General features: G+C 73.9%; 25 protein-coding genes and 1 pseudogene. 14 read left to right on the top strand and 12 right to left on the bottom strand.

Going from position 1 to position 23,333, the window contains the following annotated elements; all coding sequences use genetic code 11:
- Positions 1 to 12: 12 nt before the first annotated feature.
- On the bottom strand, positions 13 to 2,172 hold the full coding sequence (locus tag AB0H64_RS35345; protein WP_357633453.1) for a sensor histidine kinase: 2,160 nt from the start codon (positions 2,170 to 2,172) through the stop codon (positions 13 to 15).
- 320 nt (positions 2,173 to 2,492) lie between these two features.
- Between AB0H64_RS35345 and AB0H64_RS35340 the strand changes: the two genes are divergently transcribed.
- From AB0H64_RS35340 to AB0H64_RS35325, 4 genes and pseudogenes are all read left to right on the top strand, one after another.
- Positions 2,493 to 3,029 (top strand): ATP-binding protein, encoded by a 537-nt coding sequence (locus AB0H64_RS35340; protein WP_357633451.1) that lies wholly within the window; start codon positions 2,493 to 2,495, stop codon positions 3,027 to 3,029.
- Positions 3,030 to 3,485: 456 nt separating this feature from the next.
- Positions 3,486 to 4,123: pseudogene (locus tag AB0H64_RS35335) on the top strand (lyase); the annotation flags it as partial.
- Positions 4,106 to 5,440: a polysaccharide lyase family 8 super-sandwich domain-containing protein gene (locus tag AB0H64_RS35330; RefSeq protein WP_357633518.1), complete on the top strand. Its 1,335-nt coding sequence runs from the start codon at positions 4,106 to 4,108 to the stop codon at positions 5,438 to 5,440. The pseudogene AB0H64_RS35335 and the gene AB0H64_RS35330, both read left to right, overlap by 18 nt.
- Positions 5,441 to 5,450: 10 nt before the next feature.
- Positions 5,451 to 5,945 (top strand): hypothetical protein, encoded by a 495-nt coding sequence (locus AB0H64_RS35325; RefSeq protein WP_357633448.1) that lies wholly within the window; start codon positions 5,451 to 5,453, stop codon positions 5,943 to 5,945.
- Here the strand turns inward: AB0H64_RS35325 and AB0H64_RS35320 are convergent.
- The gene (locus AB0H64_RS35320; RefSeq protein WP_357633445.1) at positions 5,845 to 6,948 is read right to left on the bottom strand and encodes a helix-turn-helix domain-containing protein; all 1,104 of its coding nucleotides are present in this window, start codon (positions 6,946 to 6,948) and stop codon (positions 5,845 to 5,847) included. The genes AB0H64_RS35325 and AB0H64_RS35320 overlap by 101 nt on opposite strands.
- Before the next feature lie 117 nt (positions 6,949 to 7,065).
- Here AB0H64_RS35320 and AB0H64_RS35315 point away from each other — a divergent pair, with 117 nt between their 5' ends.
- Positions 7,066 to 7,653, top strand: coding sequence for a maleylpyruvate isomerase N-terminal domain-containing protein (locus tag AB0H64_RS35315; protein ID WP_357633442.1), 588 nt, complete (start codon positions 7,066 to 7,068; stop codon positions 7,651 to 7,653).
- 21 nt (positions 7,654 to 7,674) lie between these two features.
- Here the strand turns inward: AB0H64_RS35315 and AB0H64_RS35310 are convergent, their stop codons facing one another.
- Entirely contained in the window at positions 7,675 to 8,088 is a 414-nt protein-coding gene (locus AB0H64_RS35310; RefSeq protein WP_357633438.1) for a MerR family transcriptional regulator, read from the bottom strand.
- Between the two features lie 53 nt (positions 8,089 to 8,141).
- Between AB0H64_RS35310 and AB0H64_RS35305 the strand changes: the two genes are divergently transcribed.
- Positions 8,142 to 9,095: an oxidoreductase gene (locus tag AB0H64_RS35305; RefSeq protein WP_357633435.1), complete on the top strand. Its 954-nt coding sequence runs from the start codon at positions 8,142 to 8,144 to the stop codon at positions 9,093 to 9,095.
- Between the two features lie 121 nt (positions 9,096 to 9,216).
- On the opposite strand, the gene AB0H64_RS35300 is transcribed toward AB0H64_RS35305, so the two are convergent.
- Genes AB0H64_RS35300 through AB0H64_RS35290 form a run of 3 tightly spaced genes read right to left on the bottom strand, consistent with a single transcriptional unit; the run spans position 9,217 to position 10,778 of the window.
- Entirely contained in the window at positions 9,217 to 9,609 is a 393-nt protein-coding gene (locus tag AB0H64_RS35300; protein ID WP_357633432.1) for an Imm10 family immunity protein, read from the bottom strand.
- 55 nt (positions 9,610 to 9,664) lie between these two features.
- A complete protein-coding gene (locus AB0H64_RS35295) occupies positions 9,665 to 10,291 on the bottom strand; it encodes an NAD(P)H-binding protein (RefSeq protein WP_357633429.1) in 627 nt (208 codons plus the stop codon).
- A gap of 37 nt (positions 10,292 to 10,328) precedes the next feature.
- Positions 10,329 to 10,778: an SgcJ/EcaC family oxidoreductase gene (locus AB0H64_RS35290; protein ID WP_357633426.1), complete on the bottom strand. Its 450-nt coding sequence runs from the start codon at positions 10,776 to 10,778 to the stop codon at positions 10,329 to 10,331.
- 91 nt (positions 10,779 to 10,869) lie between these two features.
- Between AB0H64_RS35290 and AB0H64_RS35285 the strand changes: the two genes are divergently transcribed.
- Positions 10,870 to 11,319 (top strand): MarR family transcriptional regulator, encoded by a 450-nt coding sequence (locus AB0H64_RS35285; protein WP_357633423.1) that lies wholly within the window; start codon positions 10,870 to 10,872, stop codon positions 11,317 to 11,319.
- Between the two features lie 24 nt (positions 11,320 to 11,343).
- Here AB0H64_RS35285 and AB0H64_RS35280 read toward each other — a convergent pair whose 3' ends face one another.
- Positions 11,344 to 11,568 (bottom strand): hypothetical protein, encoded by a 225-nt coding sequence (locus AB0H64_RS35280; RefSeq protein ID WP_357633420.1) that lies wholly within the window; start codon positions 11,566 to 11,568, stop codon positions 11,344 to 11,346.
- Between the two features lie 102 nt (positions 11,569 to 11,670).
- Between AB0H64_RS35280 and AB0H64_RS35275 the strand changes: the two genes are divergently transcribed.
- The 5 genes from AB0H64_RS35275 (at position 11,671) to AB0H64_RS35255 (ending at position 15,685) form a co-directional block, all read left to right on the top strand.
- Positions 11,671 to 12,393, top strand: coding sequence for a 2OG-Fe(II) oxygenase (locus tag AB0H64_RS35275; RefSeq protein WP_357633417.1), 723 nt, complete (start codon positions 11,671 to 11,673; stop codon positions 12,391 to 12,393).
- 27 nt (positions 12,394 to 12,420) lie between these two features.
- Positions 12,421 to 13,011, top strand: coding sequence for a DinB family protein (locus AB0H64_RS35270; RefSeq protein ID WP_357633414.1), 591 nt, complete (start codon positions 12,421 to 12,423; stop codon positions 13,009 to 13,011).
- 22 nt (positions 13,012 to 13,033) lie between these two features.
- Entirely contained in the window at positions 13,034 to 13,783 is a 750-nt protein-coding gene (locus tag AB0H64_RS35265) for an MBL fold metallo-hydrolase (protein WP_357633412.1), read from the top strand.
- Positions 13,784 to 13,866: 83 nt separating this feature from the next.
- Positions 13,867 to 14,427 carry a CGNR zinc finger domain-containing protein gene (locus AB0H64_RS35260; RefSeq protein ID WP_357633409.1) on the top strand — a complete coding sequence of 187 codons (561 nt, stop codon included), beginning with the start codon at positions 13,867 to 13,869 and terminating at the stop codon, positions 14,425 to 14,427.
- 37 nt (positions 14,428 to 14,464) lie between these two features.
- Entirely contained in the window at positions 14,465 to 15,685 is a 1,221-nt protein-coding gene (locus tag AB0H64_RS35255; protein ID WP_357633405.1) for an MFS transporter, read from the top strand.
- Here the strand turns inward: AB0H64_RS35255 and AB0H64_RS35250 are convergent.
- The 5 genes from AB0H64_RS35250 to AB0H64_RS35230 all read right to left on the bottom strand — a co-directional run bounded on the left by AB0H64_RS35250 (position 15,656) and on the right by AB0H64_RS35230 (position 20,104).
- A complete protein-coding gene (locus AB0H64_RS35250; protein WP_357633402.1) occupies positions 15,656 to 16,831 on the bottom strand; it encodes an MFS transporter in 1,176 nt (391 codons plus the stop codon). The genes AB0H64_RS35255 and AB0H64_RS35250 overlap by 30 nt on opposite strands.
- Before the next feature lie 130 nt (positions 16,832 to 16,961).
- The gene (locus AB0H64_RS35245; protein ID WP_357633399.1) at positions 16,962 to 17,846 is read right to left on the bottom strand and encodes an NAD(P)H-binding protein; all 885 of its coding nucleotides are present in this window, start codon (positions 17,844 to 17,846) and stop codon (positions 16,962 to 16,964) included.
- Between the two features lie 29 nt (positions 17,847 to 17,875).
- The gene (locus AB0H64_RS35240) at positions 17,876 to 18,751 is read right to left on the bottom strand and encodes a haloalkane dehalogenase (protein WP_357633397.1); all 876 of its coding nucleotides are present in this window, start codon (positions 18,749 to 18,751) and stop codon (positions 17,876 to 17,878) included.
- A gap of 26 nt (positions 18,752 to 18,777) precedes the next feature.
- Complete coding sequence (locus AB0H64_RS35235) at positions 18,778 to 19,173, bottom strand: TIGR03618 family F420-dependent PPOX class oxidoreductase (RefSeq protein ID WP_357633395.1); 396 nt, start codon at positions 19,171 to 19,173, stop codon at positions 18,778 to 18,780.
- Between the two features lie 121 nt (positions 19,174 to 19,294).
- On the bottom strand, positions 19,295 to 20,104 hold the full coding sequence (locus AB0H64_RS35230) for an NAD(P)H-binding protein (protein ID WP_357633392.1): 810 nt from the start codon (positions 20,102 to 20,104) through the stop codon (positions 19,295 to 19,297).
- A 157-nt stretch (positions 20,105 to 20,261) separates the two neighbouring features.
- Here AB0H64_RS35230 and AB0H64_RS35225 point away from each other — a divergent pair, with 157 nt between their 5' ends.
- Together AB0H64_RS35225 and AB0H64_RS35220 are read left to right on the top strand one after the other, a co-directional pair.
- Entirely contained in the window at positions 20,262 to 23,003 is a 2,742-nt protein-coding gene (locus tag AB0H64_RS35225; RefSeq protein WP_357633389.1) for a BTAD domain-containing putative transcriptional regulator, read from the top strand.
- Positions 23,004 to 23,134: 131 nt separating this feature from the next.
- Entirely contained in the window at positions 23,135 to 23,314 is a 180-nt protein-coding gene (locus AB0H64_RS35220) for a hypothetical protein (RefSeq protein WP_357633386.1), read from the top strand.
- Positions 23,315 to 23,333 lie beyond the last annotated feature (19 nt).

The raw sequence follows: 23,333 nt of genomic DNA, 5'->3' as shown, positions 1-23,333 counted from the left end.
CCGCGAAGTACGTCAGAGCGAAGTTCGGTCGGCGGTCCCGTGCGCCGGTCCGGGCGGGACCGCGTTCCCGGTCTCGTCCGGTGCGGCCGCCGGGAGGGGCAGCACGGCCTCCACGCGGGTGCCGCCTCCAGGCTCGGGGCCGATGACGCAGACCCCGCCGAGCTCGGCCGCGCGCTCCCGCATCGAGCCGAGACCGACGCCCGCCCGGTGCCCGGCGGGCAGGCCCCGGCCGTCGTCGCTGACCCGCACCCGCAGCGCCGACGGCTCCCGCCGCAGCACCACGCGGGCGTGGCGGGCGCCGGCGTGCCGCCGGACGTTCGTCAGGGCCTCCTGGACGATCCGGTAGACGGCCACCTCCGTGGCCGCCGGCAGGCCGCCGAGGTCGCCGTCCGCCTCCACCTCGATCACCGTCTCCGCCTCGATCGCCGTCCCGACCTCGATCACGGTCTCGGACGAGGACTGCCCGGCCAGCTCCCGTACGGCCCGCGCCAGGCCGAGGTCGTCGAGCGCCGGGGGACGCAGGCCGTACACCAGCTCGCGGATGTCGCCCGCGACGGCGTCCATGCCCGAGCGAAGGGCCTGGAGCAACTCGTCGGCGGAGTCGGGGGAGTTCTTGAGGCGGCTGCGGGCGATGTTGATGGTCATGGCCATGCCCGACAGGGTCTGGCCGAGGCCGTCGTGCAGGTCGCGTCGCAGGCGGCGGCGTTCCTCCTCGCGGGTGGTGAGGATGCGCTCCCTGGAGCGTTGCAGGTCGGCGGCCATCCGCACGGCGTGGGCCACGTCGGCGGCGTACGGCGTGAGCGTGGCCAGCACCCGCTCGTCGTGCGCAGCCGGGAACCGGCGCGGACCCGGCGGCCCCACCAGCAGCCGGCCGACCAGCTCGCCGTGCCAGACGAGCGGCACCTCGCGCGGCTCGTCGCCCACCCGGCCGCTCTCGACGTAGCGGGGCTCGCCGTCGGCCACCTCCACCGCGGCGCCCTCCACGGCGAGCCCGTCGCGCAGCACCCCCACCACCGAGTTCAGCGCCTCCGCCGGGTCGGCCCGCCGCACCTCATGGGTCAGCCGCTCGGCGAGCAGCCGGGGGTCGCCGACCTTGCCGTACAGCAGGCGGTCGACGGCGCGTTGCAGCGCGCGCCTCAGCGGCTGGAAGAACGCCCCGGCGAACAGGGCGGCGACCAGCCCCGCGATCTCGTCGTACCCGGAGACCACCAGACCGGCCAGCGCCCCGACGCCGAAGTACACCGCGCTGACCACGGCCAGCAGGCCGGCCGCCACGAACGTGCGGCTGATCACGGTGTCGATGCCGTACAGCCGGTACCGGGTCACCGAGAAGGCCAGCGCCACCGGGATCAGCGCCGCCCAGGTGATCGACAGCCACGTCAGCCCGGGGACGAACGCCCCCAGCACCAGGAAGACGATGTACCCGATGTAGGCGAGCAGCGGCCAGCCGATCTGCCGCCGGCCGACGGGGTCCGCGCGGCGCAGGCGCACGACCAGCGACAGGGCCGACAACGCCATCGCGACGTAGATGCCGGTCCAGGCGATGGTGGAGATGGTGTCGTTGTACGGCGCGAGCGCGGGGATCTGGATCGGGTTCGGGATCACGGCCGGGAACGGGTAGGTCGCCGGCGGCGGGTCCGGGCGGAACACCGACCTCAGCAGCTCGGCCGACAGGGCCGCCGCGCCCAGCGCCACGACCGGGCGCCAGCGCGGCGAGGGCAGGCGGCCGTCGGGCGAGTACAGGGGCAGCAACGTGGTCAGGGTCACGCCGCACACCGCCCACCCGACGCTCCCGACGAAGCGCAGGTAGCCGGCCGTGGCCAGCTCACCCTCGGCGGCGAGCCGGAACATCAGTGCCATGCAGAAGTCGCTGATCCCGGCCGCCAGGCCGCCCGCGCACATCAGCCAGGCCATGTTCAGCCGGGGCCGGTGGTGGATCAGGAACGCGCCGACGACGGGGAAGGTGAGGGCGGCGGCGGACTGGGGCGTCGCCGTGAGGGAGGGCAGCCACGCGCTCGGCAGGCCCGCGAAGATCAGCAGTGCGGTGATCTCCAGGACCGGGCCGAGGGCCGCGGCCACGGCGGCGCCGGCCTGGGCGACCGTGCTCCCGGACCCCTCGGTCGTGCTCCCGGACCCCTCGGTCGTGCCGTCCGCGCCGGTCAGTCCGGCCATCCTGTCCCCGCTTCCTCGCCCCCGCGTGCCGCGCTGGACAGGATTATGGACCCTTAAAGGTGCCATTTCGCCCGTCGTGGCCAGGCCGTTACGGCCCGCCACCCGGACCGTCATACCTAGCGATCTCCCTACTCAGGAAATAGGTATCTATATCGGGATTTCTCACGTCCCCTCGCGCGAATCTGTGAGGCACGCTTAAGACCTGAGCAGACCGCTCGGGGGAAGCGAGAAGCAAGGGTTCCGACCATGTCCCACCACCGGCCCACAGGCCCGCCAGTGGATCACCGCCGCGGTGACAGTGCCCACCAGGAGGATGTGTCATGAACGCGCACTCCTTGGTCTCATTGTTCGCCGCCCTCGGCGGCAACACCGTGATGGAGAGCCGGGTCGCCTCCTGGCGGCTCCCGTCCCGCCCCCACCAGGTCGGCAGGGCACGCCGCCTGGTCCGCAAGAAGCTGACCCACTGGGGCTTCGCCGACCAGGCCGACGTCGCCGAGCTGCTCATCAGCGAGCTGGTCAGCAACGCCCTGGAGCACGCCCACGGGCCGGTCGGCGTCAGCGTCTCCGAGTCCGACGGGCTGCTGCGCTTCGAGGTCGAGGACTCCAACCCCGATCTGCCGCAGGTACAGCTCTCCCGCCGCCACGACGAGCGCGGACGCGGGCTGCAACTGGTGGACATGCTCGCCTGCTGCTGGGGCCGCGACCACACCCCGCGGGGGAAGGTCGTCTGGTTCGAGCTGCCGGTGAGCGCCGATACCGAGCACGCGCCGGCGGGCACTGCCTGCGCGGGCACGGTCAGGCGGGCTGCGCACGGCCACGCTCAGCGGCTGGCCGCGACCATCGCCGAGCCCTCCTGAGATCCCCCACGGGACGCCGGGGCCGAGCAGGTCACCGGGTAAGGATCGACCCCGGCGTCCCCTTTCCCCCACCCTGACGGGCCGCGATCCTCGCACCTCTCCCCTTCGGATCGCGGTCCCCCCATCCCCTATCCCCCATCCCCCATTCCCCGTTCCCCCACCCCCTTCCCCCCTCCCCCTCCCCCTCCCCGTCGTCCCAGGGCAGGCGCGTCGTCGCGGATAATCTGCCCCGTGCGCGGATACACCCGGCGATCTCTCCTGCTGCTCGGCGGGGCAGCGGCGGCCGGAGCGATCGTCCCAGTGGCCGCCCGCGGCCTGTGGGGTGACGCGTTCGCCGTCCTGCGCCGCCGATGGACCGCGCTGACCACCGATCCGGTCTCCGGGCAGGCGACGCTTCCGCCGTACCGGGAAAGGCTGGCGGAGCTGGGGCGTGAGGCGGCCCGCCACCGCGACACCATGGCGCCGGGCCCCACGTCGCTCTGGCCCGGCATGCCGTACCCGTCGTTCAACGCCACCCCGGCGCGGCTGCGCTCGATGGCCCGCGCGTACGTGCTGCCCGGCACCGGGCTGACCGGCGACCCGGGCCTCGCCTCGGCCGTCGCCGCGGGGCTCGACCACTACCGGCGGCACGTGTACGCCGCCGGCGCGGAGGCCAGGGGCAACTGGTGGAACTGGCAGATCGGCGTGCCCAAGGCCCTGCTCGACGCGGCCGTGCTCGTCGCGCCGCACCTCACGTCCCGGCAGGCGGGCGGGCTGCGGGACGCCGTGGACCACTTCGTGCCGCCGCGCCGCCTGTACGACTACAGCGGCAACAGCACCGGGGCGAACCGGGTGGACCTGTGCACGGTCATGTTGTGTACCAGGGCGGGTACGGCCTGGTGGCCCTGGCGGGGCTGGCCGCGCTGTTCGCCGTGCTGCGCGGCACGCCGTGGGAGATCCCCGAGCACGAACGGCGGGTGCTCCACGACAGCGTGGACAGGTCCTTCGCGCCGGTGATCCATGACGGGTTCTGCATGGATCTGGCCGGCGGGCGCGGTGTCGGGCGCCGGCCGTACGGTGACCACCGCAGGGGACGCATGATCGCCGCGTCGATCCTGCTGCTCGCCGAGACGGCGCCGGCCGCGGACCGGGAGCGCTGGCGGGCGATGGTCAAGGGATGGGCGGCCCGCGACACCGTCCGGCCGATGCTCGGCACGGCGGAGACCGAGGGCGACCTGGGATTCCACGCCCGGCTGGCGGCGGTCACCGCCGACGGGCGGATCCCGGCGGCCCCCGAGCCGGCCGGGCACCGGCTGCTGCCCATGAGCGCCCGAGCCGTCCACCGCGCGCCGGGCTGGTGCGCGGGGCTCAGCATGGCGTCGTACCGGGTGGGCCACTACGAGCACGGCAACGGCGAGAACCTGCGCGGCTGGCACACCGGCTCCGGAATGCTCTACTGGTGGGCCGAGGGCCACGGCGACCAGTACTCCGACGCCTTCTGGGCGACCGTGGACCCGTACCGGCTGCCGGGAATCACGGTCTCCACCAAGCGGCTGCCCGACGGGGCGGGCGCCGGATGGGGCGACACGTGCCCGCCGGGCCGGTGGGTGGGAGGCGCGTCCGACGGCGCGTACGCGGCGGTCGGGCAGCACCTCAACGGGCTGGAGAGCACGATGGAGGCGTTCAAGTCGTGGTTCTTCCTGGACGACGCGGTGCTGTGCCTGGGGGCGGGCATCAGGAGCGAGGACGGCGTCCCGGTCGAGACCGTCGTCGACAACCGCCGCACCGGCGCGCCTCTCACGGTCGACGGAGCCGCGGTGGTCGCCGATGAGCTTCCGGAAGGGGCGGGGGGCGCGCGCTGGGCGCATCTGGAAGGGCACGGGGGCTACGTCCTCCCCGGTGGCGGTCCCCTGCGCGTCCTCCGCGAGCGGCGCACCGGCCCCGGCGCGGTCTCGCGCGACTACGTGACGCTCTGGCTGGACCACGGCACCGACCCGCGCGACGCCACGTACGTCTACCTGCTCCTCCCCGGCGCCACTCGGGAACGCACCCGGGCCCGCGCCGCCGACGCGGGCTGGGCCCGCGTCCTCGCCAACACCTCCCGCGTGCAGGGCGTCCACGTGCCGTCGCTCGGGCTGACCGCCGTCAACTTCTGGAACCCGGGCACGGCCGGCCCCCTGACCGCCTCCGCGCCCTGCGCCGTCCTCCTCCGCGAGCTGCCGGACGGGACCGCGACCCTCACCGTGGCGGACCCCCGTTGCGACCTCGACGAGCTGACCGTCACCTGGCGCCGGCCGGTGACCGCCCTGGTCCAGGGCCACCCGCGGCTGGCCGGCACCACGACCGGCCCGTCGCTCACCGCCCGCTTCGACGGCCTCGCCGGCCACCTCGGCGCCTCCTGCACGATCACCCTCCGCGCCGCCTCGACCTGAAGCACTGTCCGTGGTGGGGCTGACCGTGTTCTTCGGGGCCATGGTGGGCGCCCAGCAGGGGCCGGGGATCGTGAAAGGCTACCTGGCCGAGTCGCCGTTCGCCGTCACGGCGTACGTGCTCGTGGATCTGTCGTTGCTGTTCGCGCTCGTCGTCTCGGCCGCCGCCCTGGTGGCGCACCAGGCCGAGGCGCTGCTCGACCACCGCGGCTCGTTCGCCGCCCTCGCGGCCTCGGGCACCGAGGCGCCCTCGCTGGGACGGGTGCTCGCCCGGCAGGCGCTCATCGCCTCCCTGCCGGTGTGCGCCGTGGCGGCCGTCGCCGGGCCGGCGGTCATGATCGCGACGGCGCCGGAGGTGTACGCCGAGACGCCCGCGGCGCTGGCGGTGGCGGGCGGACGGGCGGTGGTCATGGCCGTGATCGGGATCCTCGCCGCCCTGCTGGTGGCCCGGCTCTCCCGTCCTTTGCTGCGCCGGAGCGCCGCTCCGGAGCGGCTGCGGGACGAGTGACCTCGCCGGGGTGGAAGACCGAGCGCGGGAAGGCGCGGCGGTAGTCGCCGGGCGAGACGCCGACCTGCCGGAGGAAGTGGTGGCGCAGGTTGTTGGCGGTGCCGAGGCCGCTCAGCTCCCCCACCCTCTCGATCGGCAGGTCCGTCGACTCCAGGAGACTCTGCGCCAGGCCGATCCGCTGGTTGAGCAGCCACCGCAGCGGCGTGGTGCCGGTCACGGCCCTGAGGCGCCGGTAGAAGGTGCGCGGGCTCATCGCGGCCCGGCGAGCCAGGTCCTCGACCGTGAGCGGCTGGTCGAGCCGGGCCCGTGCCCACTCCAGCACCGGCTCCAGCCCCGCGTCGTCGGTCACCGGCACCGACAGGTCCACGAACTGCGCCTGCCCGCCCGGCCGGTGGGCGGGCACCACCATGCGCCGGGCGAGCTGGTTGGCGACGTGCGCGCCGAGGTCACGGCGCACCAGGTGGAGGCAGAGGTCCAGGCCGGCGGTCACGCCGGCGCTGGTCAGCACGTCGCCGTCGTCCACGTACAGCACGGAGTCGTCCACCAGCACCTTCGGGTAGCGGGCGGCGAGCTGGGCCGTGTGCATCCAGTGGGCGGTGGCGCGGCGGCCGTCGAGCAGCCCCGCCTCGGCCAGCGCGAACGCGCCGGTGCACAGCGACACCATGCGGGCGCCCGCCTCGTGGGCACGGCGCAGCGCGTCCGCGAGCCCGGGGGGCAGCGGCTCACCGTCCTCGACGCAGGGGTCGGGCACGGAGGTCACGATGACGGTGTCCGCGCCGGCGAGGTCGTCCAGGCCGTGGCGGGTCCGCACGCTCAGCTCGTACGGTGACCCGCCGCCGGAACCGCCCGAGCCCACGGCGCACAGGCGCAGGTCGTACCAGGGGTCGGCCAGGTCGGGCTGCGGCTTGCCGAAGACCGTGCACGGGATGCTCAGCTCGTACAGATCCCAGGACGGGATTCCGATGCCCTCGGGCACGACCAGGGCGACGGTACCGGCACTCACCCGACCGAGGATATGGCAACTTTTTGTGGCAAACCGTCATCCCGGTCACTGTTTCCGTGCTTCTCCTCCTGCCAGCGTGTCGGTGGCCCATCGGCAACCCGTACGAGGAGAGACCCCATGAACCCCGCACCGTCCCCCGCCGACCTCCTGGCCGCCACCGCGGAGGAGTGCCTGGCGATCCTGGGCAAGGGGGCCGGCCAGGACTGGTCGCGGCCCGCCGGCGACCTCGACTGGTCCTGCCGGACGACACTCGACCACCTCGCCCTCGGGCTGGTGGGGTACGCGGGGCTGCTCGTCGCCCGGCCGGCCGACCGCTACATCACGCTGTTCGCCTCGCTGGACCCGGCGGCGCCCGTCGACGCCTGCCTGGAGGGCGTCGGCATCGCCGCCACTCTCCTGGCCGCCACCGTCCGCACCACTCCGTCCGAGGTACGGGCCTGGCACCCGTGGGGACACTCCGACGCGACCGGCTTCGCCGCCATGGGGGTCGTGGAGCTGTCCGTCCACACGTACGACATCACCCGCACCCTCGGCCTGGCCTGGACGCCGCCGGACGGCCCGAGCGCCGCGGCCGTCGCCCGGCTCTTCCCGGACGCGCCGACGGGACACGGACCGGTGGAGACGCTGCTGTGGTGCACGGGCCGCACCGCCCTCCCGGGCCTGCCCCGCCGCACGGCCTGGCAGTGGAACGGCTCCGTCCGATGACCGGCCCCATGACGTGAGCGGTCAGGGGGGTGAGGGGGCCGGGGCCCAGAGGCCGGCGGCGGTGCCGTGCTCGACGTGCCGCTCGTAGGTGACCACCTTGCCGTGGATGACCTCCAGGCTGGCCGTCAGCTCGGCGATCCGGGCGCGGACGTCGCGCTCGTGCTCGCGCAGCAGCTCCAGGCGGTCGCGCTCGTTGCCCGGACCGGAGCGCACCAGGCCGGCGAATCTCCGCAGCGTCGCGATCGGCATGCCCGACTCGCGCAGCCGGTTGCAGAGCAGCAGCCATTCCACGTCCGCCGCCTCGTAGACCCGGCGACCCCCGGCGGAGCGCGGGATGTGGCGCAGGAACAGACCCTCCCGCTCGAAGAAGCGCAGCGCGTGCACGCTCAGACCGGTGGCCGCCGCCACGTCGCCGATGGACAGGCCCTCTTCCATGCTCCCCCCCGCCGGTTGACCTAGAGCGAACTCTAGATTTTAGCGTCGATCCCATGACAAACAGGCAGCACAAGATCGGTAGTGGGTTCGGCGCGGGGAGCACGGCCGAGGAGGTGCTCGCCGGCCTCGACCTGACGGGCCGGACCGCCCTGGTCACCGGCGGCTACTCCGGACTGGGCCTGGAGATCACGCGGGCGCTCGCCGGGGCCGGCGCCCGGGTGGTCGTGCCCGCCCGCCGCCCGGACGCGGCCCGCGAAGCCCTGCGCGACGTGCCCCGCGTGGAGGTGGGCCCGCTCGACCTCACGGACCAGGCGGACGTGCGGCGTTTCTCCGGCCACCTCCTGGAGAGGGGCGCGGCGATCGACGTCGTCATCGCCAACGCGGGCGTCATGGCCTGCCCCGAGACCCGCGTGGGCCCCGGCTGGGAGGCCCACTTCGCCCTCCACCTCGGGCACCACGCGCTGGTCAACCACCTGCGCCCCCTGCTCGCCGCGGGCGGGGCGCGCGTGGTGGCGGTCTCCTCGTCCGGGCACTTCCTGTCCGGCATGCGGTGGGACGACGTCCACTTCCAGGGCGGTTACGACGGATGGCTGGCCTACGCCCAGGCCAAGACCGCGGCCGCGCTGTTCGCGGTGCACCTCGACCGGCTGGGCGCGGCGGCCGGGGTGCACGCGTACGCCGTGCACCCGGGCAGCATCCTGACGCCGCTGCAACGGCACGTACCCGTGGAGGAGCAGGCCGCGCTCGGCTGGGTCACGTCGGACGGCACGCCGCCCGCCGGTTTCAAGACCCCGGCGCAGGGGGCGGCCACCGCCACGTGGGCGGCGACCTCGCCCCTGCTCGACGAGCACGGCGGCGCCTACTGCCAGGACTGCGACGTCGCCGAGCCGGCCACGACCGACGACATGCTCGTCGGCGGGGTCAAGCCGTGGGCCGTCGACCCGGACGAGGCGGCCCGGCTCTGGAAGCTGTCCGGTGAGCTCACCGGCGTGGACGCCTTCTCCTGATCAGGCGCCGCCGGCGCCGGCGACCCGGAGGCCGCGGGCCGCATCATCGAACGCGAGCTGAACGACACCCTCCACCTCTTCCAGCGGGAGGCCCGGCAGCCCGAATGGGCGGAGCCTCCCGTCAGAGGCGGACGAGGCGGGGGCGGGAGGACGGGCGGCCGTAGGACATGATCTGCCGGAGGGCGCCGCGGAGCCGCTCCACGGTGCCGGCGTCCACGGCGAGGACCACCTCGACCTCCGGCTCCGGCAGCCCGAGGTCGTCCAGCGCGGCGGGGTCGAACAGGACGCGCAGCAATTCGTCCTCCAGGGTGATCTCGTCCACGGCCCCGTAGGCGGTGCCCTGGCCGGCGGTCACCACGCAGTGGGTGTCCTCGTCGTCGCCCTCGTCCGGCCCGCTCTGGAAGATCAGCTCCATGCCGGCGCCGTCGTCGTCCTCGGCGACCCCTGCAACCAGCCATCCCTCGTCGGGGTCCTCGTCGACGCCCGCCGTACGGGCGACGAACCTGAGCGTCATGACCGCGGAGCCTAGACCCCGGTGTGGTTCGTCGGGAAGAGGCGTCCCGCTCGGTTCAGGACGAGATGGCCACCGCGGTGCGGAAGGTCACCGGGTCGTCGAGCCGGTCGAGGATGAAGGCCGCCAGCTCGGCCCGGGACGTGCGGGTGCCGACGCGCTCCGTGGCGCCGACGCTCACGCGCGGGCGGCCCGTGGCCGGCCGGTCGGTCAGGCCGGTGGGTCGCATCGCGGTCCAGTCGAGGTCCGTGCCGGCCAGCAGCCGCTCCATCATCCGCATGTCGGCGTACGGGTGGCGCATGACGCGGTACAGCAGCCGGCCGGCGAGCCTGGTCACGGGGCCCGCGCCGGGCGGCGTCTCCAGCCCGGCCGAGGACAGGACGACCAGCCGGCGGCTCGTGCCCATGGCGGCGACGATGGCCGCGGTGCCGGCGGAGTAGACGGTGGTGGGGCCGCGGCCGGTCGAGCCGAGGGCCGAGACGACGGCGTCGTGCCCGGACAGGGCCCCGGCGAGGTCGCCGGGGCGCAGCACGTCGGCGGCGTGCGGGGTGAGGCGGGCGTGCCGCAGGCCCAGGGTCTCGGGGCGGCGGGCGATCGCGGTGACGTCGTGACCGGAGGCCAGCGCCCGCTCCACGAGGACGCGCCCGGTGCGGCCGGTGGCGCCGATGACGGCGATGGTCGCCATGTGTGTCCTGCTCTCGGGGGGGTCGGCGGGATCGGGGTCAGCGGGGCTTGGTGGCGGGCTGGAACTTGAAGGAGACAGCCTCCATCAGGCGCTGCCGCTTCGTCTTCTGGATGGCGGCGATGCGCCAGCGGCCGTCCTCGCCGCGGACCAGCGTGTACGTCTGGACCTTGCCGAGCGTTCCCGGCCTGCCCTTGTAGACGTCGCCGCGGCTGACGACCACGGCCGTGTCCGGGCCGTAGAAGCGGATGTCGAGGATCTCCATGGCGAGGCGGGTGCCCTTGAGGAAGCTGTCGAACAGGGCCTGGTGGGCACGGCCGATCTCCGCACCGCCCTGGTAGACGGTGCCGACGAAGGTCACGTCCGTGGCGTCGTGGGTGAACAGCTCGCCGTACGCGGCGCCGTCGCCGCGGCCCCACGCCTCGCGCGCCTGCTCCAGCAGATCCTTGACAGCAGCGGTGTCGGCCTCGGTGGTGCGCTGGTGGTTCATGTCCCTGCCCCTCCATGGTAGCTTCACAGAAGAAGTTTCTTCTCTGAAGATTTCTCTTCTCTAAAGAAGAGATTAGACATGGAGGCGTGACGTGTCAACACAGGGGATGCGACCGGACGCGGGCGCGGTCTACCGCCGCTACCTGAGCGCGGTGCTGCTGCACGGCCAGGCCGGCGCGCGGGCCTGCGATCTCGGGGCCACCGATCTGTACGCGCTCAACATCCTGGAGCTCAACGGCGCGATGACCCCGGGCGAGCTGGGCGAGCGCGCCGGGCTGACGACGGGGCCGACCACGCGCCTCATCGACCGGCTGGAGCGGGCGGGGTACGTACGCCGCACCCCGTCGCCGGACGACCGCCGCAAGGTCATCGTGGAGACGGTCGGCAAGCCCGCCCGGCTGGACGAGGTCATGGCGCCGGCCCGCGAGAGGGTGGGCGAGATCCTCCGCGGATACTCGCCCGAGCAGCTCGACGTCCTGTTCGACTACTTCACGCGCGCCGCCGCGGCGTACCAGGAGGCCACCGACGACCTGCGCTCATGACCCTCCGAGGTCCGGGCCGGGGCCTCACATGTGGCTGCGTACGCACCTGTGCTCGTGGCGGTTGTAGTACCAGCCGCTCGGGCACCGGGGACCGGCGCGCTCTGCGCTGACGACGGGCGTGCCGATCGCCTGTCCGATCGGGTCGGTCGACTGGGCGCCGGCCGCCCCCGCGGACGCGACGAGCGTCACGGCCAGGAACAGCGAGCCCAGCAGGGCGGTGAATGCTCTGCGCATGAGTGTCTCTTCCATGGCTCCATCATCGAAAGCCCGGCGTGACCGCAGCGTGACGTCCGAAAACCGCCGGGATTCCAGGGGCCCTCCGGTGTTGAGGAGAGGGAAAGGAGAGACGCCATGCTCACATCACAGCTCACATCACACGAACGGGTCGGGCGGGCCGACTGGGGACGGCTGGCCGGGGAGATGGACGCCCACGGCTGCGCGCTGACCGGCCCGCTTCTCACGGCCGAGGAGTGCCGGGGGATCGCCGAGCTGTACGACGAGACCGCGCTGTTCCGCTCGACCGTCGACATGGAGCGGCTGCGCTTCGGGCGCGGGCAGTACCGGTACTTCGACCGGCCGTTCCCCGCTCTGGTCGAGGAGCTGCGCCAGGCGCTGTATCCGCGCCTGCTGCCGATCGCCCGGGACTGGGCGGCCCGGCTCGGCAGGCCCGCGCCGTGGCCGGACACGCTCGACGCGTGGCTGGCGATGTGCCACGAGGCCGGCCAGACCAAGTCCACGCAGATCCTGCTGCGCTACCGCGAGGGCGACTGGAACGCCCTGCACCGCGACCTGTACGGGGACCTGGTGTTCCCGTTGCAGGTGGTGATCGGCCTGGACGAGCCCGGAGCCGGCTACGGCGGAGGGGAGTTCCTGCTGGTCGAGCAGCGGCCCCGCGCCCAGTCGCGCGGCACGGTGACGCTGCTGCCGCAGGGCCACGGCCTCGTGTTCACCACCCGGGACCGGCCCGTCGCCTCGGCGCGGGGCTGGTCGGCCGCCCCGGTACGGCACGGCGTCAGCACGGTGCGGCACGGACTGCGGCGCACGCTCGGCCTGGTCTTCCACGACGCCGCCTGACGCCCGATCAGTGACACAATGCCCGGCATGACCAGCTACGATCCCAAGGCTGACCTCCACCGTTACCTCCAGACCGCCCGTGAGGCCGTGCTGTGGAAGCTCGACGGGCTCTCCGAGTACGACGTCCGCCGTCCCTTGACCCCGACCGGCACGAACCTGCTGGGCCTGGTCAAGCACCTGGCGATCGTCGAGCTCGGGTACTTCGGCGAGGTCTTCGGGCGGCCGTCGGCCGAGCCGCAGCCGTGGTTCGAGGAGGGCGCCGAGCCCAACGCCGACCTGTGGGCCACCGCCGACGAGTCCCGCGAGCAGATCATCGCGCTGTACCACCGCGCGTGGGAGCACACGGACGCCACCGTCGGCGAGCTCACGCTGGAGTCGACCGGGCGCGTGGCGTGGTGGCCGGAGCACCGGAACGAGGTCACGCTGCACAAGATCCTCGTCCACGTGACAGCCGAGACCAACCGGCATGCCGGGCACGCCGACATCGTGCGCGAGCTGCTCGACGGCGCCGCCGGCCTGCGCCCCGACGGCGCCAACCTGCCGGAGGTCGCCCCGGAGTGGTGGGAGGAGTACCGGAGCCGCCTGGAGCGCGTGGCCCGGGAGGCGGCCGGAGAATGAGCCGCGTGCCAGACTCGTCGCCATGGACGCTCCGGTACGGGTGACGCTGGCGGGGGCCGGCAACGCGTTCGGCGACGGCGGCATGCTGCAGACGTGCGTGCACGTCCAGGCCGCGGGGAGTGACGGGGCGCTGCTCGTCGACTGCGGCGCCACGGCTCTGACCGGGCTGAAGCGGCTCGGGCTGGAGCCGGGCGACGTCTCGGTCGTGGCGGTGTCGCACCTGCACGGCGACCACTTCGGCGGGCTGCCGTTCCTCATCCTGGACGGCCAGTTCACGCGGCGGGTGCGGCCCCTGCACCTGGTGGGCCCGCCCGGCCTGGAGGCGCGGCTGGAGCAGGCGATGGAGGTGCTGTTCCCGGGCTCGGCGTCGGTGAGCAGGCGGTTCGCGGTGGAGGTCCACGAGGTGGCCCCCGGCTCGTCCGCACGGGTCGAGGACGTCGGGGTACGGGCGTACGAGGCGGACCACGCCGCCGGGGCGGCCGCGCTGGCGCTGCGCGTGGAGGTGGGCGGTCGCACGATCGCCTACAGCGGCGACAGTGCCTGGACCGACACGCTGATCGACGTCGCCGACGGAGCCGACCTGTTCCTCTGCGAGGGCTACACGTTCGACCGGGCCGTGCGCCACCACCTGCACGTGCCGGAGCTGATCGCCCGGCTCGACCGGCTGCGCTGCCGGCGGCTGCTGCTCACCCACGCGGGGCCGCAGGTCCTGGCGCGGCGGGCGGAGCTGGACCTCGAACTCGCCGAGGACGGCATGGTCCTGGAGGTCTGACGCGGCCTCACCGTCAGGGAGGCGGGGCACCCCTGTCGCAAGACGTAATGTCAATCCTGGCTTACTGAGATTACGATGCAGGTATGGCGAGAACCAGCCCCACCGAGGTGACCGGCTACCGCAACGACGGCGTGGGCACGGCGGTCGCCCTGGTCAACGCGGTGACCGCCGACGCTCCCGTCCCCACCCCCGAGGCCCTGGGCACGCTGCTGACCTCGTACAACTTCAAGGTCGACGACCCGTTGAGCGAGGACGAGGCGGAGGCGCTGCGCCGCTGGGCGCGGCGGCTGCGGCCCGTGTTCGCCGAGAGCGACGAGGCGCGGGCCATCGACCTGCTCAACACCGTCATGGGCGAGGTGCCCATGCATCCGCACATCTCCGACCACGGCGAGGGCCCGCACCTGCACTACGGCCCTCCCGGCGCCGCCCTCGTCGAGCGGGTCCGCGCCAACACCGCGGTGGGGCTGGCGTTCGTGATCTGCGAGTACGGCGCCGGCCGGCTCGGCGTGTGCCAGGACGCCGCGTGCGAGCGCGTCCACGCCGACGTCTCACGCGGCCCGCGCCGGCGCTACTGCTCCAGGACCTGCCTCAACCGCAACACGGTCGCCTCCTACCGCGCCCGCCGGGCGACGCCCCCCGCCTGACTCCTGGCCTGACCGCCGTCGAGAAAGGACCGGTCCCGTGGCCCGTCCGGACGCCCGCCGCAACCTGCTCGTCCTCGCGGGGACGCTGCTGCTGCTGAAGTCGACCTGGTTCTCCGCGACCGCGGTGATCCCGCAGGTGCGGCAGGAGTGGCAGCTCACCCCCGACCTAGCGGCCTGGCTGACGATCTCCGTGCAGTGGGGATTCGTGGCGGGCGCCGTGCTGTCGGCCGTGTTCGTCGTCTCCGACGCGCTGCCGCCCATCCGGCTGATCTTCCTGAGCTCGATCGGGGCCGCCGTCGCCAACCTGGCGCTGCTCCTGACTCACGACGCGCTCACGGGCAGCCTGGCCCGCTTCGCCACGGGCCTGTTCATCGCGGGGGTCTACCCGCCGTCGCTGAAGCTCATCTCGACCTGGTACCGCGACGGGCGCGGGGCGGCGATGGGCCTGCTGATCGGCGCGCTGACCGTGAGCTCCGGCGTCCCGCACCTGATCAACGGGCTCGGCGGGCTGAACTGGCGCACCGTCATCGTGGCCACCTCGGTGCTCACCGTGGCCGGCGGGCTCATCACGCTGACGGTCGCCGAGGAGGGCCCGTACCCGTTCCCCGCCGCGGTGCTGGACCCCCGTCAAGCCCGGCGCATCCTGCGCGACCCCGGCACCCGGCTGGCCGTGGTCGGCTACCTGTGCCACATGTGGGAGCTGTACGCCATGTGGACGTGGTTCCTGCTGTTCGTCTCCGCCGCGCTGCGCGTCCACGGCATGGACGGCTCGCTCCTCGGGGTCTACGTCACCTTCGCCGTCTTCGCCGTCGGCGGCCTCGGCAACTACACCGGCGGCATGCTCGGCGACCGCTTCGGCCGCGAGCGCACCGCGATCGGCATGATGGCCGTCTCGGCGGCCTGCGCCGCCTTCATCGGCCTGCTCATGGGAGCGCCGCTCTGGCTGCTCGTCGTGGTCAGCCTGGTGTGGGGGTACAGCGTCGTCGGCGACTCGGTGCAGTTCTCCGCACTGGTCACCGAGCTGGCCGACCAGAGCTACGTGGGCACGGCGCTGACACTGCAGATGGCGTTCGGCTTCCTGCTGACCGGCGCGACGATCTGGCTGGTGCCGGCGGCCGAGCAGGCCGTCGGCTGGCGTTGGGCGTTCGCCGTGCTCGCCGTGGGGCCGCTGGCGGGCATCGTGGCGATGCGCCGCCTGCTGCGCGTACTGCGTGAGCACGCTCCGGCGTCAGCCGGAGCGACCCAGCCGTCCCAGTGACGCCGCCATGAGCAGCGCCGTCAGACCGCCGCACACCATCACCGCCGAGACGGAGACCACGTCCACGACGACCCCGCCGAGCAGCGCGCCGAGCGCGAACGTGGCCTGGAACGACGAGGTGAACAGGACCGTGGCGGCCTCCGGCGCGTGGGGGGCGGCCCTGGCGAACCACGCCTGGGAGCAGACCGGAACGGCCCCGTAGGCCAGCCCCCAGAGCACGAGCAGCGCGAAGGCGCCGCCGGCCCGCGTACCGGCCACGGGCAGCAGGAGCGTCGCGGCGGCGATCAGGCAGCCGGCCGCGGCGAACGTGCCCCGCGGGGCCACGGCGACGGCCCGGCCGGCCACGAAGTTGCCCGCGATGCCCGCCACCCCGTACGCGAGGAGGGCGGCGCTGACGGAGGCCGGGTCGAGCCCGGTGACCTGCTCCAGGAACGGCGTGACGTAGGTGTAGGTGCCGAAGTGGGCCAGGACGACCAGGGCGGTGGCGAGCAGCGCGACCCTGGTGCCCCGCCCGCGCAGGAGGTCGCGCAGCACCCGGGCGCTGGTGACCTGCCGTGCGGGCAGCGGGGGCACCAGCACGAGCAGGGCCGCCAGGACGACGGCCGACAGGACGGCCAGGGCGAGGAAGGCCGTCCGCCAGCCCGCGACGTGCCCGATGAGGGTTCCGGCCGGCACGCCGAGCACCGACCCCAGCGGCACGGCGGAGAAGATCAGAGCCGTGGCCGTGCCGACCGACCGGGCCGGCACCAGCCGGGCGGCCAGCCCGGCCCCGATGGACCAGAAACCACCGATGGTGAGCCCCACGAGTACCCGGGAGACCAGCATCATCCAGTAGGCGGAGGCGACCGCCGCCAGCACGTCGGCCACGGCCAGCACCACCATGAGGGCGCACAGCATCACCCGGCGGTCCAGGCGCGCGGTGGCCAGGGTGACGACCGGGGCGGCGACCGCCGCGACGACGCCGGGCAGGGTCATGGTCAGGCCCGCGGTGCCCTCCGAGACGCCGAAGTCCGCCGCGATGGTGGTCAGCAGGCCGATGGGCAGGATCTCGCTGGTGACGATGGCGAAGATGCCGAGGGTGAGTGTGGTGACGGCGAGCCAGCCCACGATGGGCGGGCGCGAGCGGGTGAGTACTGCCGTGGACATGGGTTTCCGTTCGGAGGCTGATGGCTGCTTCAGGGAACGACTCAGCCAAACAGTCACGACACGGGTGACACCGGCGGCTTTCAGACCTCACCGGCATCCGGGAAACCGGGCCGCCGCGGCGGGCGGGTGGTCAGCGGAAGTCGGCGGCGTGGTCGGCGGCCCACCGGGCGAACGTACGTGCCGGCGCGCCGGTGAGCTGCTCGACCGTGGTGGTGACCACGGCGGACCGCGCCCGCGTCCCGGCGGCGGCCAGCAGGGCCTCCACCAGCGCGGGAGGCCGGCCGTCGGCGAGCATCCGGGCCCGCGCCTCCTCCACGGGGACCTTCTCGAAGCGCAGCGGGCGCCCGACCGCCTCCCCGATCGCCCGTACCTGATCGGCCCGCCCGATCACCTCGGGACCGGTCAGCACGTACGTCTTCCCCGCGTGCGTCTTCCCCGCGTGCCCCTCGCCGGCCAGCACCAGCGCCGCCACGGCCGCGACGTCACGCGGGTCGACCACCGCCGTGGGGGCGATCTCGGGACCGCGTACGACGCCCGTGTCGCGGATCTGGGCGGCCCAGCCGCGCGTGTTGGAGGCGATCGTGTCGGCCCGCAGGACGGTCCACTCCAGACCGGACCCGGTGATCAGGTGCTCCATGTCGGCATGGAGCTGATTGATCGGGTCGGTCTGCCGCCCGGAGGCGCCGTCGTCCCCTGACGCGTCCACCCCCGACGTGTTCACCCCCGATGAGGAGAGGTAGACGACGCGCCTCACGTGGCGCTCCAGGACGTCGAGGACGGGCGGGGCGCCTTCGGCGGTGAGGAACGGCCAGATCAGGAACACCGTCTCCACCCCGGCCAGCGCCGGCTCCAGCGTGGCCGGGACGGCCAGGTCCCCTTCGACCGCTTCGACGCCCTCCGGGGCCCGCCGCGCGTCCCTCACGAGCGTCCGGACGGAGACGCCGGCGGCCGTGAGCCGCGCGACGACCTCCCGGCCGACGTTGCCGGTGGCACCGGTCACGAGAATCTTGGTCACGCCACGGGTCAGCCGTGACACCTGCGGCGTTATTCCGTGCCGGTTCGTCGGAGCCCGTGCCGGTCCGCCCAGGACGAGACGGCCGCGGCGATCAGGGCGGGCTGGTCCTCCGGCGTGTGGTGCCCGGCGACGGCCTCGGAGCGCTCGATCTCCAGGCCCGCCATGGTGGCGGCGCACCACGCGACCATGGCCTCGTGCATCATCGCCCCCGGCCCGGGCGCGAACGTGAGCAGCAGCTTGGGAACGTCGGGGCTGTCCGCCAGCCACCGGTCGTACGCCTCGATCCTGGCCACGACGTCGGCCGGCTCGCCGCCCAGCGGCATCGAGCGCGGCCAGCGCAGGAGCGGCAACCTGCTCTCGCGCGTCGGGTACGGCTTGCGGTAGACGTCCAGGTCCCCCCGGGAGAGGGGCGTCGCGGTGGTGCCGGGCAGGCCCTGCTCGATGAAGGTGTTGTCGTCCAGGATCATGGCCTCGCCGACGCCCTCGGTCTTGATGGCCCGGAACAGCTCACGGCCGCCCTCGGGGAACTCCTCCCAGGTCATCGGCTTGACGATGGTCTCGGTGAACGCGATGCCGCGGACCCGGTCCGGGTGGCGCGCGGCCCAGTCGAAGGCCAGGGCGCCGCCCCAGTCGTGCCCGACCAGCACCACGTCCTGGAGGCCGAGCGCGTCGAACCAGGCGTCGAGGTAGCGGGCGTGGTCGGCGAAGGTGTACTCGATATCGGGTTTGCCCGACTCGCCCATGCCGATGAGGTCGGGGGCCAGGAGCCGTCCGGGGCCCACGGCCGGCATGACGTCCCGCCACAGGTAGGACGAGGTCGGGTTGCCGTGCAGGAAGACGATCGGCGTCCCGGCGCCGGACTCGCGGTGGTGCATGGTGGAGTCGAGGATGTGCTGAACAGGCATGATCTGGTGGTCCTTCGTCAGGGGTTTCAGAGGTTGAGCCGGGTGACGCGGTCGACCGCGATCTCGATGACCACGCGGCCGGGCGGGTTCGGGGGCGGCGCCCCGTAGCGGGCGGCGTAGCGGCGCACGCCCTCGGCCACCCGCTCGGGCGTGTCATGGACCGTGGCGGCGCCTTCGAGCGTCACCCAGCGGAACCCCACCGCCTGGCAGAGCGCCACACGCCCGCCCGGCCGGGCGAGGTTCCTGGACTTGCGGGTGGTGCCGGTGGTCAGGACCCGGGCCAGGCCCGCGGCACGGTCCCAGGTGAAACGCACCGCGACGACGTGCGGCGAGCCGTCCGGGCGCAGGGTGGTGAGGGTGGCCACGTACGGCTCGGCGAGAAAACGCTCGACCGCCGCACTCGTCCCGATCGTCGTACTCACGGAAGTCCTCGCACCCGCGGACGAGCGATCTCCGCGCTCATCGGCCCGCGCTGATCGGCCCCCGCTGATCGGTCCGCGCTGATCGGTCCGCGCTCGTCGGTCCGTGCTCATCGGTCCGTGCTCATCGGAAGGCGGGGAGGTTGCGGGCGGCCCAGTCGGCGAAGGTGCGGGGCGCGCGTCCGAGCACGCGCTCGACGTCGGGGCTGACGGCCTGCTCGGCCGCGGTGGGCTCGCCCAGGATGGTCAGCGTGCCCTCGACGACCGGCTCGGGCATCACCTGGAGCATCTGCGCCCGCGCCTCCTCGCGGGTCTGCTCCACGAACCGCACCGGCTCGCCGAGCGCCTCGCCGATCGCCGCCGCCCGCTCGCGCGGGGTGGTGAGCGCGGGCCCGGTCAACTCATACGTACGGCCGGCGTGCCCGGACTCGCGCAGCACCGCGGCCGCGACCTCGGCGATGTCGGCCGGGTCGATGGTCGGCAGTCCGACGTCCCCGAAGGGCGCGGCGGCGGTGCGCGCGGTCCGGATCGACTCGGCCCAGGCGAAGGCGTTGGAGTCGAACCCGCCCGGCCGCAGGATCGTGAAGTCCAGCCCCGACTCGCGTACGGCCTGCTCGAACATGACCGGGTGCCGGTAGACCTCGGGCCGGGTGCCCGCGCCCTGCGAGGACAGCAGCACGACGCGCTTGACGCCCGCGGCCTCCTTGAGGATCGCGCGCGGGTCGTCCCCGGCCACGAGCAGGAAGACCGCCTCCGCACCGTCCAGCGCGGGGCGCAGGCTCACGGGGTCGTTCAGGTCGGCCCGGTGGTGCCGTACTCCGTCGGGGACCTGGGCGGAGCTGCGGGACACGGCCGTGACCCGCTCGCCCGCGGCGACGAGGGTGTTGACGAGCTCGCGGCCGACGTTGCCGGTGGCTCCAGTGACGACGATCATGGCTGTTGCCCTTCACTAAGTTAGTTGGCTGACTTAAAGGGACTCTAGCGTGTCCCGGAGGCACATGTCCACAGGAGGCGTGCGCAAGGGAAGATCACCGGTATCGGCGCCACGGGTTTCGTTACGCTCGAAGATCCACGAGCAAGGGATGGACGTCGTGCTGATTCGACTGCTCGGACCTGTCGAGGTGGAGCGTGAGGGCCGGCTGCGGCCCGTGCGCCCTCCGCAGGTCGCGCTCACGCTCGCCGCGCTCGCGTGGGAGGCCGGCCGGGTCGTGCCGGTGGAGTCGCTCCTTGCCCGCGTGTGGGGCGAGCAGGTGCCGCCCGGCGCGCGGCGCACCCTGTACACCGTCATCACCCGCATCCGCCGCGAGCTCCTGAAGGATGACGGCGCCGTGGTCCACCGGCCCGGTGGCTACCTGCTCGACGTGGACGAGTCCGCGGTGGACGTGTCGCGGTTCCGGGGCCTCACCTTCCAGGCGACGGCCGAGCCGGACCCGGCGCCGCTGCTGGGCGAGGCTCTCGCCTTGTGGCGCGGCGACCCTCTGACCGGGCTGCCGGGCGGATGGGCCGAGCGGGCCCGCCACCGCCTGCGTGACGAGCGCAAGGAGGCCACGCTGCGCTGGGCCCGGCTGGTGACCGGGCGCGACGCCGCGGCGGCCGTGGCTGCGCTGTCGCCGCTGGCCGACGAGTACCCGCTGGACGAACTGCTGGCGAGCGCGCTGATCGAGGCCCTGCACGCGTGGGGAAGGACCGCCGAGGCCCTGGCGCACTTCGCCCGGGTACGGCAGACGCTCGCCGAGGAGCTGGGCGTCGAGCCGGGCACGGAGTTACGCCGCATGCACCGGACACTGCTGCTGTCCGGCGACGCGGCCGAGACCGTCCGCGTGGTCCCCGCCCAGCTACCGGTCGACCTCCGGTGCTTCGTCGGACGGGAGAGCGAGCTGGAACGGCTGGCCGCCGTCGCGACCGCCGAACCGGCGGGCACCGCGGCCGTCTGCGCCATCTCGGGACCGCCGGGCGTGGGCAAGTCGTCACTCGCGCTGCGCTGGGCGCACCTGCATCGCGGCCACTTCCCCGACGGGCAGCTGTACGCCGATCTCAGCACGGTCGGCTCGGCCGACGCGGCGATGGTCCTGCCCCGGTTCCTCGTCGCGCTCGGGGTCCCGGAGGCGCAGGTGCCGTCGGGCGTCGAGGCCCGGATCGGGCTCTACCGCAGCGTGCTGGCCTGCCGGCGGGTCCTCGTCGTGCTCGACGACGCGCGCGGGGCCGACCAGGTACGCCCGCTGCTGGCCGCCGCGCCGGGATGCCTGACGCTGGTGACCAGCCGCTCGGAGCTGTCCGGTCTCGCGGTCGCCGCGGGCGCCTCCCTGGTCGGGCTGGACGTCCTCGCGGATGACGACGCCTACCACCTCCTGGCCGCGAGGCTGGGCGAGGCGCGGCTGGCCGCCGAGCCGGAGGCCGCCGCGCTGATCATCCGCCAGTGCGGCCGGCTGCCGCTCGCGCTGGCGATCGTCGCGGCGCAGCTCGCGCAGCGCACCGACCTGCCGCTGGCCGAAGTCGCCGCCGACCTCTCACGGGCCGGCGCGGATCTGGCGCCGTTCGCCCACAGCGACCCGGCGATCGACCTGCGCACCGTGTTCGGACGGTCGTACCGGGACCTGCCCGAGCCCGCGATCCGGCTCTTCCGGCGCCTCGGGCGGCACCCCGGGCCCCATGTGCCGCTCGCTGCGGCGGCGAGCCTGGCCGCCCTGCCGGTGGACCGGGCCAGGGAGCTGGCCGTGCGGCTCGACCGCGCCGGCCTGGTCGACATGCGCACGCCCGGCCGCCTGCGGCTGCACGACCTGCTGCGCGTGTACGCGTCGGAGCAGGAGCGCGCCGCCGACAGCCGGGCGGTGCGGCGCGGGGCGACGCGGCGGCTGCTGGACTACTACCTGCATTCGGCCTGCGCCGCGAGCGAGGCGTGCTACCCCCATCGCGAAAGGCTGGAGCTACGGCCTCGGGCGCGCGGGGCCGCGGTGGAGCGGTTCGCCGGGCAGGCGGACGCCCTGCGGTGGTACGCCGACGCGTGCGTGGCGCTCCCCGCGCTGCTGACGCAGGCGACCGAGGCCGGGCTGGACCGGCACGCGTACGAGCTGGCGTGGGCGTTCGCGGAGTTCATGCAGCGCCGAGGTCCGTGGGAGCAGATCCTGCGGGTCCAGGCCGTGGCGCTGGACGCGGCCGGCCGGGCCGGCGACCGGCTGGCCCAGGCCCGCTGCCACAGCAGCATCGCGCGCGCCCATGCCAGGCTGGGCGGCCACAAGGAGGCGGTCGAGCACTTCGATCAGGCCGTCGGCCTGTACCGGCTCCTGGACGAGCCGGTCCTGGAGGCGCACGTCCACCTGGGCCTGACGGTCTCGCTGGCCGAGATCCGCCCCGGCGAGGTGCTGGAGCACGCGGTGCGGACGCGGGAGCTGTTCCGCCGGGCCGGCGACGTCATCGGCGAGGCGCGGGCGCTGAACAACGCGGGCTGGTGGCGGGCCCAGAACGGCGACTACGACGAGGCGCTGGCCGACTGCCGGAGGGCGCAGCGCATCCTGGCCGAGTTCGGGTACGCCCAGGGCGAGGGGCACGCCTGGGACAGCATCGCGTACATCCTGCAGGGCAAGGGGGACTTCGCGCAGGCGGTGGCGTGCTACGAGCGGGCGGCGGAGTTGCTGCGCGGCTGCGACGACCTGCACCCGGCCGCCGAGACGCTGGTCCGCCTGGGCGAGACCCAGCTGCGGGCCGGTGACACCGCGGCCGCCCTCGCCGCCTGGGAACGAGCGGCGGAGTGCTACGACGCCGTCGGCGACGCGCAGGCCGGCAAGGTACGCGAGCGCATCGCCGCCCACGCCCCGCCCCCCGCGGCAGGCCGTTGAGAAATCATTGAGAAATCGCTGAGGTCCCCGGCGCAGGCTGCGACGTGCGGCGGGACGACGGCGCAGGACGGCCGTGGCCCTGCCGTGCCGGGTGAGGGAGGGCCCACCCGGAACCCCCACAGGGAGGTTCAATGCGCGTCGTGACCAGAATGGCCGACCGGCTCCTGGAGCTGATCGCGCCGCACACCGCGGCTCGGGCGACCGACTGCGACTACCAGTGCTGCAACCGCACCACCTGGAAGTACTGCTGCTACTACCCGAACGGCAGCCACCACTGCGGCGGCTGCATAGCCACCAGGTCCTGCGGTTAACCGGCACCTGTGATTGAAC

Origin of the sequence: Nonomuraea sp. NPDC050733, from assembly GCF_040654215.1 — a bacterium.
GTDB lineage: Bacteria > Actinomycetota > Actinomycetes > Streptosporangiales > Streptosporangiaceae > Nonomuraea.
Note: the sequence above shows the minus strand (reverse complement) of the source record. Positions and strands in the feature narration are given on the sequence as shown.